Annotated in this window: 18 protein-coding genes; 8 read left to right on the top strand and 10 right to left on the bottom strand. The window is 67.3% G+C overall.

The window, feature by feature from the left end; all coding sequences use genetic code 11:
- Nucleotides 1-3 precede the first annotated feature (3 nt).
- From NJQ44_RS12240 to NJQ44_RS12260, 5 genes are all read right to left on the bottom strand, one after another.
- Nucleotides 4-693, bottom strand: a complete 690-nt coding sequence (locus tag NJQ44_RS12240) for a PHP domain-containing protein (RefSeq protein WP_254271630.1) — start codon at nucleotides 691-693, stop codon at nucleotides 4-6.
- A gap of 66 nt (nucleotides 694-759) precedes the next feature.
- Nucleotides 760-1,983 carry a TIGR04347 family pseudo-SAM/SPASM protein gene (locus NJQ44_RS12245; protein WP_254271631.1) on the bottom strand — a complete coding sequence of 408 codons (1,224 nt, stop codon included), beginning with the start codon at nucleotides 1,981-1,983 and terminating at the stop codon, nucleotides 760-762.
- Nucleotides 1,980-2,294, bottom strand: a complete 315-nt coding sequence (locus tag NJQ44_RS12250) for an Htur_1727 family rSAM-partnered candidate RiPP (protein ID WP_254271632.1) — start codon at nucleotides 2,292-2,294, stop codon at nucleotides 1,980-1,982. The genes NJQ44_RS12245 and NJQ44_RS12250 overlap by 4 nt, the downstream gene beginning before the upstream one ends.
- Nucleotides 2,295-2,454: 160 nt before the next feature.
- Nucleotides 2,455-3,639, bottom strand: a complete 1,185-nt coding sequence (locus tag NJQ44_RS12255) for a hypothetical protein (RefSeq protein WP_254271633.1) — start codon at nucleotides 3,637-3,639, stop codon at nucleotides 2,455-2,457.
- A 214-nt stretch (nucleotides 3,640-3,853) separates the two neighbouring features.
- Nucleotides 3,854-5,005 carry a multicopper oxidase domain-containing protein gene (locus NJQ44_RS12260; protein ID WP_254271634.1) on the bottom strand — a complete coding sequence of 384 codons (1,152 nt, stop codon included), beginning with the start codon at nucleotides 5,003-5,005 and terminating at the stop codon, nucleotides 3,854-3,856.
- Between the two features lie 210 nt (nucleotides 5,006-5,215).
- Between NJQ44_RS12260 and NJQ44_RS12265 the strand changes: the two genes are divergently transcribed.
- The gene (locus NJQ44_RS12265) at nucleotides 5,216-5,593 is read left to right on the top strand and encodes a winged helix-turn-helix domain-containing protein (protein ID WP_254271635.1); all 378 of its coding nucleotides are present in this window, start codon (nucleotides 5,216-5,218) and stop codon (nucleotides 5,591-5,593) included.
- Nucleotides 5,590-5,892 carry a DUF7521 family protein gene (locus tag NJQ44_RS12270; RefSeq protein WP_254271636.1) on the top strand — a complete coding sequence of 101 codons (303 nt, stop codon included), beginning with the start codon at nucleotides 5,590-5,592 and terminating at the stop codon, nucleotides 5,890-5,892. The genes NJQ44_RS12265 and NJQ44_RS12270 overlap by 4 nt, the downstream gene beginning before the upstream one ends.
- Nucleotides 5,893-5,922: 30 nt before the next feature.
- Here NJQ44_RS12270 and NJQ44_RS12275 read toward each other — a convergent pair whose 3' ends face one another.
- Nucleotides 5,923-6,354, bottom strand: a complete 432-nt coding sequence (locus NJQ44_RS12275) for a thiol-disulfide oxidoreductase DCC family protein (protein ID WP_254271637.1) — start codon at nucleotides 6,352-6,354, stop codon at nucleotides 5,923-5,925.
- Nucleotides 6,355-6,444: 90 nt separating this feature from the next.
- Here NJQ44_RS12275 and NJQ44_RS12280 point away from each other — a divergent pair, with 90 nt between their 5' ends.
- From NJQ44_RS12280 to purL, 3 genes are all read left to right on the top strand, one after another.
- Nucleotides 6,445-7,041, top strand: coding sequence for a TetR/AcrR family transcriptional regulator (locus NJQ44_RS12280; protein ID WP_254271638.1), 597 nt, complete (start codon nucleotides 6,445-6,447; stop codon nucleotides 7,039-7,041).
- 90 nt (nucleotides 7,042-7,131) lie between these two features.
- Complete coding sequence (locus NJQ44_RS12285) at nucleotides 7,132-7,785, top strand: DUF2306 domain-containing protein (RefSeq protein ID WP_254271639.1); 654 nt, start codon at nucleotides 7,132-7,134, stop codon at nucleotides 7,783-7,785.
- A gap of 59 nt (nucleotides 7,786-7,844) precedes the next feature.
- Nucleotides 7,845-10,007, top strand: a complete 2,163-nt coding sequence (purL, locus tag NJQ44_RS12290) for a phosphoribosylformylglycinamidine synthase subunit PurL (RefSeq protein ID WP_254271640.1) — start codon at nucleotides 7,845-7,847, stop codon at nucleotides 10,005-10,007.
- Nucleotides 10,008-10,029: 22 nt separating this feature from the next.
- Here the strand turns inward: purL and NJQ44_RS12295 are convergent, their stop codons facing one another.
- Entirely contained in the window at nucleotides 10,030-10,221 is a 192-nt protein-coding gene (locus NJQ44_RS12295; protein ID WP_254271641.1) for a DUF7550 family protein, read from the bottom strand.
- Nucleotides 10,222-10,326: 105 nt separating this feature from the next.
- Between NJQ44_RS12295 and NJQ44_RS12300 the strand changes: the two genes are divergently transcribed.
- Together NJQ44_RS12300 and hisF are read left to right on the top strand one after the other, a co-directional pair.
- A complete protein-coding gene (locus tag NJQ44_RS12300) occupies nucleotides 10,327-11,406 on the top strand; it encodes an outer membrane protein assembly factor BamB family protein (protein ID WP_254271642.1) in 1,080 nt (359 codons plus the stop codon).
- Nucleotides 11,407-11,475: 69 nt separating this feature from the next.
- Nucleotides 11,476-12,291: an imidazole glycerol phosphate synthase subunit HisF gene (gene hisF / locus NJQ44_RS12305; RefSeq protein ID WP_254271643.1), complete on the top strand. Its 816-nt coding sequence runs from the start codon at nucleotides 11,476-11,478 to the stop codon at nucleotides 12,289-12,291.
- A 44-nt stretch (nucleotides 12,292-12,335) separates the two neighbouring features.
- Here the strand turns inward: hisF and ddfA are convergent, their stop codons facing one another.
- Both ddfA and NJQ44_RS12315 read right to left on the bottom strand, forming a co-directional pair.
- Complete coding sequence (gene ddfA, locus NJQ44_RS12310; protein WP_254271644.1) at nucleotides 12,336-12,581, bottom strand: DdfA family disk-determining factor; 246 nt, start codon at nucleotides 12,579-12,581, stop codon at nucleotides 12,336-12,338.
- Between the two features lie 135 nt (nucleotides 12,582-12,716).
- A complete protein-coding gene (locus tag NJQ44_RS12315; RefSeq protein WP_254271645.1) occupies nucleotides 12,717-13,205 on the bottom strand; it encodes an Lrp/AsnC family transcriptional regulator in 489 nt (162 codons plus the stop codon).
- A 114-nt stretch (nucleotides 13,206-13,319) separates the two neighbouring features.
- On the opposite strand from NJQ44_RS12315, the gene NJQ44_RS12320 reads away from it, so the two are divergent.
- A complete protein-coding gene (locus tag NJQ44_RS12320) occupies nucleotides 13,320-14,165 on the top strand; it encodes a hypothetical protein (protein WP_254271646.1) in 846 nt (281 codons plus the stop codon).
- Here the strand turns inward: NJQ44_RS12320 and NJQ44_RS12325 are convergent.
- Nucleotides 14,162-14,446 carry a DNA-directed RNA polymerase subunit L gene (locus NJQ44_RS12325; protein WP_254271647.1) on the bottom strand — a complete coding sequence of 95 codons (285 nt, stop codon included), beginning with the start codon at nucleotides 14,444-14,446 and terminating at the stop codon, nucleotides 14,162-14,164. The two genes, NJQ44_RS12320 and NJQ44_RS12325, sit on opposite strands and share 4 nt — an antisense overlap.
- Between the last annotated feature and the right edge of the window lie 211 nt (nucleotides 14,447-14,657).

A 14,657-nucleotide genomic window follows, 5' to 3' on the forward strand; every position in this document is an offset into this window, starting at 1 on the left:
ACGTCACTCGCTCCAGAAATTTCCGAGACGGCTCACGACGCGGCGCTTGGCCCCGCCAGCGGCCTGCCGGAAACTGATGCGCCACGGCGTCCGCTCCCCCTCGACGGTCGTCTCTCCCTTCCGGACGGCGTCGAGGATGGCGTCGACCGAGTGTTCGTCGGTGTCGACTTTCGTCACCGCCTGCCCGACCATCTCGGCGATGTGGGCGTCGCTCCCGGCGGTCATCGGCAGGCCGCGGCGGCGGGCGAACCGCTCGGCCTGTCGGTTCGACCGGCCCGTCAGCAGGCGTGAGTTGTACACTTCGATGGCGTCGGCGTCCGCGAGTTCGTCCTTCGAGATGTGTTCGAGGACGCCGTGGCGCGACTCCTGAAAGGGGTGGGGAACGACCGCGAGGCCGCCCTGCTCGCGGATGCGGTCGAGCGTCTCGCCGAACGAGAGGCCCGGTGGGACGGCCTCCTCGATACCCAGTCCGAGGACGTGGCCCGCGTCGCAGGTGATCTCCATCCCGACGATGCCGACGAGGTCGTACTCCGGGGCGAGTTCGGCCGCCCGGCGACTCGCCTCGATTTCGTCGTGGTCGGTGATAGCCAGCGCGTCGAGTCCGACGGCTTGGGCCTGCGCCAGCAACAACTCGATGGGGTCCCGACCGTCGTGGGACAGCGACGAGTGGGTGTGAAGCTCGACCGACAGCACACACACCAGTAACGGAGGGGACGGCAAAAGCGCCCCGGTACGCGGCCGCCCGTCCGCTCGCTCGACTCAGTCGGCTGGCGTCGGCGGGTCGTTCCCCGCGAGCGGGGCCGGTCCCTCGATTTCTGACTCGTCGAGGTAACACTGCGGGTCTGGCGCGAACAGGTCGTCCTCGACGGTCAGCGCCCTGAGACGGGAGGCCCCGCGACAGACCTCGCTGTACCGGCAGTCGGCGCACTTGCCGGTGAGGCGCTCGTCCCGGTCGCGCAACGCCCGCAAGAGCGGGTTCGACTCGTCCTCCCAGATGTCGCCGAACGGCCGGTCTCGGACGTTTCCGAGCGAGTACCCCTGCCAGAACTGCGTGAGGTGGACGTTGCCCTGATAGTCCACGTCGGCGACGCGTTCGCCGGTCGGGTCGCCGCCGTTGACCCGCAGGTACTCGTACACCCGGCGGGCTTGGGCCTCGCCCATGTGCTCGCGGGCGTACTCCACGAGGTAGGCCGCATCGGCGTAGTTCCCCACGAGCAGGGTCTCTATCTCCTCGCCCCGGTCGTGGTACTCGCGGGTCATGTCACAGACGCGCTTCACCGCTTCTCGCCGTTCGACCGGCGACAGGTCGGCGTCCACGATTTCGGTCCCGCGGCCGCCGTAGTCCAGATGATAGAAGCAAAATCGGTCGACGCCCACGTCCGTCAACAGGTCCACGACGCCCTCCAAGTCCGGCGCGTTGCGCTCCGTGATGGTGTAGCGGAGACCGGTCTTCAGGCCCGCGTCGAGGCAGTTCCGGATGCCCTGCACCGCACCGTCGAACGCGCCGTCCATCCCGCGGAAGTCGTCGTTTCGCTCGGGGAGACCGTCGACTGAGACGCCCGCGTACTGCAGGCCAGCCTCGCGGAGCGACCGGGCGCGCTCCTCGGTGATGAGCGTCCCGTTGGTCGATAACACCGGACGGATTCCCGCGTCGGCGGCGTAGGCGACAAGTTCTTCCAGGTCCTGTCGGACGAGCGGTTCGCCGCCGGAGAAGAGGACGACCGGTGCACCGTAGTCGGCGAGGTCGTCGAGCAGGGCCTTCCCTTCCGCCGTCGTGAGTTCCCCGTCCGCGATGTCGGTGTCGGCGGCGGCGTAACAGTGGTCGCAGTAGAGGTTGCACTGCTTGGTGACGTTCCAGACGACGACCGGACGGCGCTGTTTCCGGTCCCGAATCTGTGACTTCGTGGACTCCTCGGCGGCGTCGTAGCGCAGGCCGTCGCCCTCCGCGTCCAAATCCGTCAACAGTTTCGAGACGGAAATCATTCGGCCTCACCTCGCAGCGTCTCCTCGTGCATCGCCGCCGCGTCCATCGTCGCGTCCGTCTCGTCGCTCTCGGCGGCGAGAGCGAGTGCATCCGACTGTACCCGGACCGTCTCGTCGGCCGGACAGAGCCACAGCGCCTCGGCCGCGTGAGCGAACAGTTGCGTCGCCTGCTGGCGCGCGATGTCGGCCGACGGCGCGCTGACGCTCCCGACGTGGGTCAGCGGGTCCGCCGATGTCTCCCGGCAGAATACCTCCCACTCGCGACTCGTCGCGCCGCGCGGGGCGTCCACCTCGTGGTCGAGTTCTCCCATACCCATCGGTTGTAGTCCCCGCAAAAAACGGATGACCCGCGTTCCCAGCGGGCGGGAACCGTCGTGTCGGCCCTCCCGTCGCTCACCGGGCAGCGTTTGATAAATCAAAATGGCGTTTATCTCGGTTCGGTTGGGATACCGGGACCGTGTGTCCGGCCCGTCATTCGGATTCGTTCGATTCGCGTACCGTCACCTCGATTTGGACGCCCGAGTCGTAGTCGTCGAACACGTAGCGGAACGCGACCACGGAGAGGTTGCCGTCGCCGAGCGGAACGAACGAGTCGGTCACGACTGGCGGGTCGTTCACGCTCGCGCGGAACGTCCGATACGCGCCGTCGGTCGTCACGTACAGGGACAGCGTGTCGCCGGATTCGAGCGTCCCGTTGGCCCGCAGGGACCGACTCTCGTCGGGGCCGTGCAGGAACACCACCGGGTCGGCCACTGCCGTCCCGCCGAGATGGGTCACTTCGACGACGGTGCCGTTGCCGGTGAGCGAGGCGTCGACCCGCGCGAGTTCCGTCGAAAGCCACGCTGGGGCCCGCGTGGTCGTCTCACCGAGTCCGTCGACACTGTAGTGCTGTGTGGCGGTGGCCGTTTCGTTCTCGACGGCGTGGACCTCGCGGGCGGTGAAGGACCGGACGACGCCGCGGTCGCTGACGACGACGGTGGCGTTTATGCGCTCGGTCGTCTCCTCGAGCGGTACCGCCCCGGCGTTCGGTCGGACGCCGTCGGCGATGCCGGTCGACCGGTACGTGTAGAGCGTCCTGTCGCCGTCGCTCGTCGTGTTCACGAGGTCGTAGTTCAGGTCACGGAGATACGGGACCAACTCGGACGACTGAAACGCCGTCGCCAGCAGAACGAAGCGCCCTCGGTACGGGTCGGTCCGCGAATACTCGTACCACATCTCCGGGACGCCGTACGCTGTCGAACTGCTGTTGAGCGCGACGGCATCGTCGGTGAGCCAGTAGCCCTGTGACTCGTTCGCGGCGACGATGCGCATGTGGGTGCCGTTGTCCCCCACCGCAGTGCGTATCCGATACTGGTCGACGGCCAGTTTCCGGACGGTCCCGGTCCCGTCCGAGACGCGCGTGACCGTCTCCCAGTCGGAGCGCTCGACGTAGGACGTGTTCCGCAGGAGGGCCCGCTGTGTCTCGACGAGGAGCGTCGCGTTCTCGATGCCGTCGGCCGACGTGCCCGGCGGAAAGTCCGTCGTGTCGTTCTGGGCGACGGCCGACGACGGCCCGTGGACTGCCTCCGCCGACGGCGACGACAGCACCGGACCAGCACCCGCAGCGACGACTGTGGCGGTCACGACGATGACGAGCGTCTGCCAGCCGGTGAGCATGCTCGGACTACGGACACCCGAGCGAAGGTAACGCGCTACTTAGCGGGCGTACGGCGGGCATACCGCCGTCGAGTGGCGCGCGTCCGCCGCGAAAACGGTCGCACAGAGTTGTGTCTCAGCCGCTCGCCTGTTCCGAAGGGGTCACTCCGTTCACCCTTCGTAACTCACGGGTCGCTACGCTCCCCGTTCGTCTGGTACGAGGGTTTCGCTACGCTCAACCCTCGTACCCCGCGTACTCCATCAGTTTCCCGAAGATGTCCGTGTCCATCGCCTCCTTGTAGACGACGCCGGTGAGCATCCCGCCGGGGTAGGCGTTGCCGTTCATCACGTGGTTCACCTTGTGGCAGTGCATGAGGTAGATGCCCGGGTCCGCGTCGGCGGTGAACTCGACGGTCCGGCGGCCCGCGGGCGGGATGGAACAGACGTCCTGTTCGTGGCGGGCGGCGTCGGGAATCTGTCCGCCGTCCTTGTGCGTTACCTCGAAGCGGTGGTTGTGGATGTGCATCGGATGGTCCATGTACCCCGCGTTGAGCATGTGCAGGCGGACCGTATCGCCCTGTTCGACGATTATCGGCGAGCCGTCTTCGGGGTGGAGGGTGCGGGGCGCGGACTTGCCGTTGACGGTGAACACGTCCGGCTGGCGGTTCCGGGGGCTGTAACTGGCGTCCATCCCCGCCATCTGCTTGTTCAGTCGGGAGTCCCACTCCTTGAACGAGAGGAAGTACTCCTTGTCGGCCGGTTCGTACCCCTTCGGGTCGACGCGGAAGATGCCGTACATCCCCATGTCGAGGTGCCGCGGGGTCTGGTAGTGGCAGTGGTAGAGGTGCGTGCCGGGAACGTCGGCCGGGATAGTGTAGGTGTGTTTCTCGCCGGGGTCGACGCGGATGCCCGTCGTCGTCGGAACGCCGTCGTCCTCCCAGTCTTTCGAGACGGCGTGGAAGTGAATCGTGTGCGGGCGCATGCCGTTCGTGTTGTCCAGCGTCACCTCCATGTCCTCGCCTTCGGTCGTCCGGAGGATTGGGCCGGGGACGCTCGGATTACCGTCGTCGGCCTTGAACGCCCACACCTGCGGGAGTTCGACGGGGCCGCCCATCGACTCGCCGGGGTGGGCCGAGTGTCGTGCCGGGACCGAGGAGAGCGTGACCTGCCCGCCCTGCTCGTCGACGTTGACGATCTCCGGCGGCGACGTGGTCGGCAGGTTGCCGCCCGACTGCGCGGTTTGGGTCTCCGTTGCCGTCCCGACCGATTCTTCGGGGTCGCCCGGGGCCGCACAGCCAGCGAGCGCGAGGGTCCCGCCGAGACCGGATGCCTTCACGAAATCACGACGCGAGATACCTGAACCGGGAGCACCGATGCGCTTCGTCATGTACACCTGCACCTTTGACGAGGACACATATACCCCCCGAGGCGCGTTCTCGCCGCGGCAGAACCGTTCTCGGAAAGTGAGAATCCCCCTCACGAACGATATATGCGCCCCTCGATATAACGGGCAGCGATGGCGAAACCCCGAGACTGCGGCCGCCTGGGCCGCGAGTCGGTGGCATTAAGCGTGGCGGGAGTCGACTCGGACTCAAGGATGGTCCGGGACCCGTTCGCCGACGAGGAGACTCCCGAGTTGACGACGGTACTCGACGCTCTCGACGACGAAGACTGTCGGGACATCGTCAGCGTCCTCGAGGAGCCGATGACGGCCAGCGAAATCTCCGACGAGAGCGGCGTTCCGCTCTCGACGACCTACCGGAAACTCGAACTGCTCACCGAGTCCTCGCTCCTGTACGAGGGCGTCGAGGTCAGGGCGGACGGCCAACACGCCAGTCGGTACGCCGTCGACTTCGAGGAAGTCGTCATCGCATTGGACGAGGACCGCGCGTTCGCCGTCGACATCGAACACAGCGCCCGGTCGCCGGACCAGCGGCTCGAAAACATCTGGTCGGAGGTCCGCAAGGAAACATGAGTCCACACATTCCCAGTTCGCAGGTCGGTATCGTCGCTTCGAAGACACTCATCCTCATCATCGGAGGGCTCATCACCTACTACTCCTATCAGGCGTACTCCCGGACAGGGTCGCCCGAACACAAGTGGCTCACGTACGGGTTCGGGGTGGTCACATTGGGGGCGGTCATCGGCGGTGCGTTGGACATCGTCGTGGGACAACTGTACGGCATCAACCTCATCTACACGAGCGTGTTCGTCTCCAGCGGCCTGACCGCCATCGGCCTCGGCATCATCCTCTACTCGCTGTACGTCCGCTGACCGCCGGGGCGGTCTGCGGGGTCGATAGCGCTATCCCAGAAATCGGTCGGAAACGTCCTCGTCTGGGACCATACACCGGTCTTTCTTTCCGAACCAGTCGTAGCGGTTGGCGGCGACGAAGTCGTAGACGGCGTCTCGGACCGCTCGGGGGACGAGGCGGCCGACCCGCGCGAAGCGATAGGGGTAGCCGAGCAGTTCGGCAACGCGGATGACCGCCGCCGATTTCGTGTACGCCCGACCGGCCTCGACGAGAATCACGGAATCGAGTCCGTCCGTCGAGAGTTCGGTCCGTTCTACGAGTTCCCGTCCCGCCTCGGACTGGAGCGGCGCGTACTTGATGCGCCCCGCCGGGTCACGGGGAATGAGGAACTGGACCACGCCGTTACAGAGGTTGCACACGCCGTCGAACAGCAACACCGGGTGGTCGGGGGCGTCGGACACGCCGGAGCGTAGGGCCTCCACGGGCAAAACGTCGGCCGTTCGACCGGCGTCGACGCGGCGTCCCGCCCACGACAGCGAAACAGTGAAACGAGTGAGCGCTCACTCGAACGTATGCCCACAGACGAGATGGACCCCGAGGCCCGGGCCGAAGTGGTCGGGGCGGTCCGTCGCGCCCTCGCCGCCCACGGCTACGAACGCCTCACGACGGCGAAGATAGCCGCCGAGTACGCGAAGAGCGAGGCGGGCCTGTACTACTACTTCGACAGCAAAGACGAGATGATTGCGGCGTTCCTCGAAGACGCCGCCGAACGGGTCGCCGACGACTTCGCAGAGGCGGACACCACTGCCCCCGAAGCGGCGTTGCGGGGGGCCTGTGAGTCGCTGTTCCTCTCGCCCGACGACCCCGACGCGGGCGTCCACGTCGCCGTGATGGAACTGCTCTCGCACGCGCCGTACAACGAGACCCTTCGCGACCCCTTGCTAGCCCTCGAATCAGCGACGCTGGACGGCCTCGAACGCATCGTCGCCGACGGCGTCGACGCGGGCGCGTTCCGGCCGGTGGACCCGCGGGCGACGGCGGCGTTCCTGCTGGCCGCCGCCGACGGGTCGACCGGATTTCACCTCGCCTTGGAGATGGACGTGGGCGGGGACTTGCAGGCGGGATGGTCGGCGTACGTCGACAGTCTGGTGGCCGATGGGGAGCACTGAGTGAATACTCAGTATCTTTATAGCCCCGTTGCGTGAACACCGCTCCATGAACCATCGGGCGTGTGGCGGGGCGAGTCGTGGAGTGAGTCGATGACGACGGCCGAATCGGCGACGCTGTGGGTCCACATCGCCGCGGGCTTTCTCGCGCTGTTCACCGGGGCGGGCGCGTTCGCCACGACGAAGGGCGGCCTGCGCCACCGCCGCTTGGGTCGCACCTACGTCTACGGGATGGCCGTCGTCTCGGGGACGGCGCTCGTCCTGTTCGCGCTCGACCCGACGGCGAACCGCCAGTTTCTCGCGCTCGTCGCGGTGTTCAGTTTCTACTTCGCCTTTTCGGGCTATCGCGTCCTCTCGCGGAAGCGACCGGCGGACGCGCCGACGGCCGTCGACTGGGCGGCGGTCGGCCTCTACGGCCTCGCCAGCGTCGGCCTGCTCGTCATGGGTATCGCCCAGTCGCTCGCGGGCAACGGATTCGCCGCCGTGATGCTCGTCTTCGGCGGCCTCGGAACGGTGCTCGCCGTGGGCGACGTGCGCTCGTTCCGCACCGAGAACGAACCGCGGGCGTGGCTGGGCGAACACGCCACGCGGATGGGCGGCGGCTACATCGCCACGGTGACGGCGTTCTCGGCGGTGAACTTCGTCTTTCTCCCGACGGTGGGCCGGTGGCTCTGGCCCACGCTCGTCGGGACGCCGGTGCTGGTGTACCTCCAGCGGCGTTACGAGGCCCGGTCCGCGCCCGCGTAGTCGGCGTCGGCGCACCTGCATGGAAAGCGATTTAGCCGGGCGGGGGCCAGGACCACCTAATGAGCCTGTCCGACGGTGACCACGACATCGTGGTCGACGAAATCGGTCGGGAGCCCACCCGGGCGGAGGCCGCTCTCTTCGAGAACCTCTGGAGCGAACACTGTGCGTATCGCTCCTCTCGACCGCTGTTGACGGCGTTCGACTCCGAGGGCGACCAGGTCGTCATCGGCCCCGGCGACGACGCCGCTGTCGTCTCGCTCCCCGACTACGACGGCGAGGAGATGTACATCACGATGGGCGTCGAGTCCCACAACCACCCCTCCTACGTCGACCCGTTCGACGGGGCGGCCACCGGCGTCGGCGGTATCGTCCGCGACACCCTCTCGATGGGCGCCTACCCCATCGCGCTGGCCGACTCGCTGTACTTCGGCGACTTCGAGCGCGAACACTCCCGGTACCTCTTCGAGGGCGTCGTCGAGGGCATCTCCCACTACGGGAACTGCATCGGCGTGCCGACCGTCGCCGGGTCGGTCGCCTTCCACGACGACTACGAGGGGAACCCCCTCGTCAACGTCTCCTGTATCGGCCTGCTGGACCCCGAGCGGACTATCACCGCCGAGGCCCAGCAACCGGGCAACAAACTCGTCCTCGTCGGCAACTCGACGGGTCGGGACGGCCTCGGCGGCGCCTCCTTCGCCAGCGAAGACTTGGCGGAGGACGCCGAGACGGAAGACCGACCGGCCGTACAGGTCGGGGACCCGTACACGGAGAAACTGCTCATCGAGTGCAACGAGGCCCTGCTGGACGAGGACCTCGTCGAATCCGCCCGTGACCTCGGCGCGGCGGGACTCGGCGGGGCCTCCTCCGAACTCGTCGCGAAGGGCGGCCTCGGCGCGCGCATCGAACTGGACCGCGTCCACGAGCGCGAACCGAACATGAACGCCATGGAGTACCTCCTGGCCGAGAGCCAGGAGCGCATGGTGTACGAAGTCACGCCGGAGAACGTCGACCGCGTGGCCGAACTCGCCGAGCGCTACGACCTCGGTTGCTCGGTCATCGGCGAACTCACCGAACCGGGGACGAACTACGTCTGCACGTTCGAGGGCGAGACGGTCGTCGACGTGGACGCGGAGTTCCTCGGGGACGGTGCGCCGATGAACGACCTGCCCGCCGAGGACCCGCCCGAACAGGAGCGCGACCTCCCGACGGTGGACCTCGCGGAGGCGTTCGAGCGCATCGTCGCCAGCCCCAACACCGCCTCGAAACGGTGGGTCTACCGCCAGTACGACCACGAGGTGCAGGTCCGCACGAGCGTCCTGCCGGGCGACGACGCCGCCCTGCTGGCGATTCGTGAGGCCGGGACCGGACTGGCCTTCTCGGCGGGCGCGGACCCCAACTGGACCGACGCCGCCCCCTACGAGGGCGCACGCGCGGTCGCCTTAGAGAACGCCACGAACGTCGCCGCCAAGGGGGCGCTCCCGCACGCCGCCGTCGACTGCCTGAACGGCGGCAACCCCGAGAAGCCCGACGTGTACGGCGGCTTCAAGGGCATCGTCGACGGTCTCGCGGACATGTGTAGCGACCTCGACGTGCCCGTCGTCGGCGGCAACGTCTCGCTGTACAACGACTCGGTGACCGGCCCCATCCCGCCGACGCCGACGCTCGCGCTCGTCGGCGTGAAGGAAGGCTACGACGCGCCGCCGATGGAACTCTCCGGCGAGGGGACCCTCGTCATCGTCGGCGATTCGGCACTCGAAGGCGAGGCCGACCCGCGCCTCGGTGGGTCGGAGTACACCGCCATCTTCGGCGGGACCGACGCCTTCCCCGAACTCCCGGCCGACCCCTCGGCGCTCATCTCGACCATCGCCGAGGTGGCCGACGAGGACCACGTCCTCGCCAGCCACGACGTGAGCCACGGGGGCCTCGCAGTCGCTCTCGCGGAGATGGTCCACGAAGACGCAGGCGCGACGGTCGACGTCGAGACGGTCGACCGCGGGACGCGAAAGCGCCTCCTGTTCAACGAGCGCCCGGGCCGCGTGGTCTTCGAGACGACCGACCCCGACGCCGTGGCCGAAGCCTTCGACGGCGTCGCCCCGGTGACCGAAATCGGCGAGGCCAATGGGTCGACCCACCTCGACATCAGCGTCAACGACGACACGCTCCAGTACGACGCCGAGGACATCGCGGGGTTGCGGTCGACTATCGACGACGAACTGGCCTGAAAACGAGAGCGAAAATCCGGTTTTAGACGAGCGCGAACGCGATACCGAACGTCAGCGCCAGTCCGACGAGGGCGATAACGGCGCCCTGCGTGACCTGTCCCATCGTGAAGTCGCTCTGCGGGGCCGTCTCGCGGAGCGGCGGTTCCTTGCTCGGGAGTTCGACGTTTGCGGGGTCGTAGTCCGGCCGGTCGTCCTCGTGGTGGTCGTCTGCCATGTGCGGCCCTTCTGTGAGCGGCTACCTGTAACTGTCGGATTGCCTCGCTCAAACCGAGTTTTGAGCCACCTGAAGACACTTTCCGGTGGCGGGAGCAGTGAGCGTATGGAGTACACGCGACGGCGTCTGTTAACGACGGTCGGCGGCCTCGCGAGCGTCGGCGTCGCGGGGTGTCTGGACCGCGTCGCCGGGACCCGGAACGACCGAATCGCGTGGCGGCGGGAGACCGAGGGCACTATCGGTGCGCTCGCCTTCGCCGACGGGACGCTCGCCGTCCTGACGATGTGGCGCGCGCTGGGGTTCGACACGACCGGGAGCGAACGCTGGCGCGCCCTGCTCGACGACCCCGACGACACGGTCTGTCTCGACGCGGGCCTCGCTGTCGGGTCGGATGGCGACGGTGACCCGCTGGTGTACGTCGCCGGGTGTGGGAGTACGCGCGCGTTCGGTGCACCCGAGGGCACGACCGTCTGGGAGACGCCGGACGTGTCCACGTTCGCGCCGATTACGGCCGCCGACGGCGCGGTGTACGTTCCCAGCGGCAGTCTCACGGCGCTCGACGGCGCGGACGGGTCGGTCCGATGGACGGCGCTGGAGGACGAAGACGGGGTCACGGCGGCTGGCGTCGGCGACGAGACAGTGGTCGTCGGAAGCGACGACGGAATGGTCTACGCGCTGGCTACCGCCGATGGGAGCGAGCGCTGGCGAACCGACCTCGGCGACCATCGGACCCAGATTCCCACCGTCGCCGACGGCGTCGCCTACGTCGCGACGAGCGTTCCCGAGGACGACCGCGGGCAATTGGTGGCGCTGGACGCCGCCGACGGGCGCGAACGCTGGCGGGTCGACACCGGACAGGCGTTGGCCGACAGCAGACCGGTCCTCGCCGGAGAGACTGTCCTCCTCGGGACCGCCAGCGGGTCCTTGCACGCCCATCGCCGAGACGGCGGGGACCAGCGGTGGCGCTTCGACGCCGATGATTGGCTGGTGACCCAACCGGCGGTCGGCCCCGACGGCGAAACGGCCTACGTCGGAAGCAACGACGGCAACTGCTACGCCGTCTCGCTGGACAGCGGCGAGCGTCGGTGGTCGGTCCCCGTCGGATACAGTTCGGTCCCGCCGGTGGTCCACGAGAACCGCGTCTTCGTCGGGAGTCACGACGGCGTGTTCGCGCTCTCGCGGTGACGAGCGCGGCCGAGACATTGCGCCAGTCGAAACCGTCAAACGGCCCTGTGGCGAACGGTCGAGTATCAGATGACCCTCACGAAACGCATCATCCCCTGCATCGACGTGGACGTCGACGAGAACGGGGACGCCGCCGTCTACACCGGCGTCAACTTCGAGGACTTGGAGTACACGGGCGACCCGGTAGAGATGGCGAAGGCCTACAACGAATCGGGGGCCGACGAGTTCGTCTTTCTGGACATCACCGCCTCCGCGGAGGGCCGCGAGACGATGCTCGAAACCGTCTCCGCAGTGGCCGACGAGGTGTTCATCCCGCTGACCGTCGGCGGCGGCATCCGCACCCGCGAGGACATCAAAGAGACCCTGCGCGCCGGTGCGGACAAAGTGTCCATCAACTCCGGGGCCATCGAGAACCCCGAACTCATCGAAGAGGGCGCGGCCGCCTTCGGTAGCCAGTGCATCGTCATCTCGCTGGACGCCCGCCGCCGTTTCGACGACGAGGGCGACCACTACGTCGAGGTGGACGGCGAGTCCTGCTGGTTCGAGTGTACGGTCAAGGGCGGCCGCGAGGGGACCGGTATCGACGCCGTGACGTGGGCCATAGAGGCCGAGGAGCGCGGCGCTGGCGAGATCTTCGTCAACTCCATCGACGCCGACGGGACCAAGGACGGCTACGACATTCCCCTGATGAAAGCGGTCTGTGACGCCGTCTCGACGCCCGTCATCGCCTCCTCCGGGTGTGGTAGTCCCGAAGACATGGAAGAGGTGTTCGTCGACGCCGGTGCCGACGCCGGTCTCGCGGCCTCCATCTTCCACTTCGGCGAGTACACAATCGAGGAGACCAAGCAGTACCTCGACAGCAAGGGCATCCCCGTCCGGTTGTAGTCCCGGACGGCCCGTCTTTCTCCACCGCAAACGGTCGCCGACGCCTACGAGAGTTCGACCCGCCCGTCCGAGCGAACCGTCACCACGTAGCCGTGGTAGCGAAATTCGACGGTGACCGGACTCGAATACCTTTCGTCGCGCCCGGCCAAGAGGACTGTGTCCAACGCATCCGGGTCGATAGCCTCGAACAGTGGCATCCGAAGGTCGAGAGGGTCGACTCCCTCGGCGTCGGCGACGCGAGCCACGACCTCCCGACTGGGCGGATTTTGCAGTCCGAATGCAGTGGTCATGCCAATTCGTGACACTATCCGATGTGAGGGCATAATATTACTGCACGGGCGCATCTCGAATCGTTCGCAACAAAGTCCCCGGACGATAGAATATACGGCCGGGCGGGCGGGCGGGACGGGCCGCTCTCCAGACACTTACTCGGGGGTCCCTGCTTCGCTGTCCGTCCACCTGCCGCCGTCGCCCACCGGGCCGAAAAACTCCGACCGGAGGAGCGTTTCGTCGGTCACGTCGAAGTTGAGGGCGTCCAGTCGGTGGGCGATTCGGATGATGTCCGATTTGCTCGTTCCGACCACCAGCACGTGGACGTTTTCCGACCCGGTCATCAGTTCTCTAACGCTGACCACACCGTCGATGTCGAGCGCCTGCTCGACGAGGCACTCGCGGTCTGCGATGCCGACGGTACACGTAATCAACATTTCGAGCGGGTATCCCGCGCGCTCGTAGTCGACCTCGCTACGATAGCCCGTGATGACGCCAGTCTCTTCAAGCCGGGCGATTCGCTTGCCGACGGTACTCGGTGAGACGCCGACGCGGTCGCTGATGGCGGCGTTCGTGTTGTGGCGGCCGTCGGTCTGCAATAGGCGGAGGATTCTCCGGTCGATATCGTCGAGCGACACGGCCATGTAGAGCGGTAGGTGCGGCGACGAGATGACTGTATCTGGTCGTTGTGCATCCGTGCCCCGGGGAGAATCCCCCACTTCGCGCACTCTTTGTGTCTCGACCGCGTATTACGGCCAATGGACTGGCGGTGTGAGTGGTGTGGCAAACCACACGAGGAGAACGACCCACCCTGTGACAACTGCGGCCACGGAACCTTCGAACGCGCGGTGACGCAGGTGAGCCACGAAGTCGTCGAGGGCGGGCCGGTGTGGGTATGTCAGGACTGCGGCCGGGAACACCAGAAGAACTCCCCGCCGTGTAACCGCTGTGGCGGGGCCGACTTCGAGCGACGCGTCGGCCCGCCGGAGACGGACCCGCTGGACGAAATCGGAACCGGGTGGCTGGACGTTATCGAGGCGAGATACGTCCTCGGCTACGCCGCCGTCGCCGTCCTCATCGCCGTCATCGCCCTCAGCCTGTTCGGCGTCGTCTCCTTGCCGGGATTCGGCGGCGACACCGCCGGACCACCCGAGATTCCGACCGCGCCCGGGAGCGCAGAAAGCGTCGACGGCCTCTCGCTCACCGCGACGGAGGACGCCTTCGTCGCGGCGCTGAACGACCGCCGGACCGCGGAAGGCGCGGGCGAACTGACCCGCGACCCGGCCGTCGACGACGCCGCCGCCTACTACAACAAGGCCGTCGTGGCCGCCCGCGCCGGAGAGGGGGCCGGCCCCGACCGCGACGCCTTCGACCGCTTCGCGCTGGACTGCGAGCGGCCGAGTATCGTCGCCTATCAGGTCGCCTACGAGCGGACCGGCCGCTCAGTGAGCGAGTTCGAGAGTCCCGAGGCGCTGGCCGCATCGCTGGTCGATAGCTACGTCGAGCGCGGGCGGGCGTTCCGGAGCGCAGAAGCAGATTCCGTCGGCGTCGACGTTCACGTCGCGCCCGACGGGAGCGTCTTCGTCACCTACGTCGTCTGTTAGGCCGCCGCCTCGAACGCTTCGGTCAGGTCGTCTGCCTTCTCGATGACGCGGTCCGTGCCCGCCTCCAGCGCGTCCAGCGCGTCGACGCCCGGGTCCGTCTTGATGGTCAGGACCGGGTCCGTCTGGCCGCCGGACTGCTCGGGGTTCACGTCGTACGTCGCCGCCGTGACGCCCTCAGTCTCCAGCAGTGCGCCCTTGATGACGTTCATGAACGTGTGGTCCTCGCCAGCAATCTCGATAGAGAGTTCCGTGTCGGATTTGTCGATGACGCGAAGGTCCATGGATACGTGTACTGGGGCTGGCGTCCATCAACGTGTCGCTTCTCCACTGTCAGCGGCCCAGCGAGGTGTGTCGGGACTCCCCGCTTCACGTCGAGCGTCGGCGACCGCATCGAACCGACTCTCTGTCACATTCCCTCGAAAGCCCTCGACCGCCCGCGGCCGCTGAGTGAGCGACCCCTTCCGGGGAGTTGTGAGAACGCCAGCGAGTGCG

It is taken from the genome of Haloarcula marina (genome assembly GCF_024218775.1).
GTDB classification, from domain to species: domain Archaea; phylum Halobacteriota; class Halobacteria; order Halobacteriales; family Haloarculaceae; genus Haloarcula; species Haloarcula marina.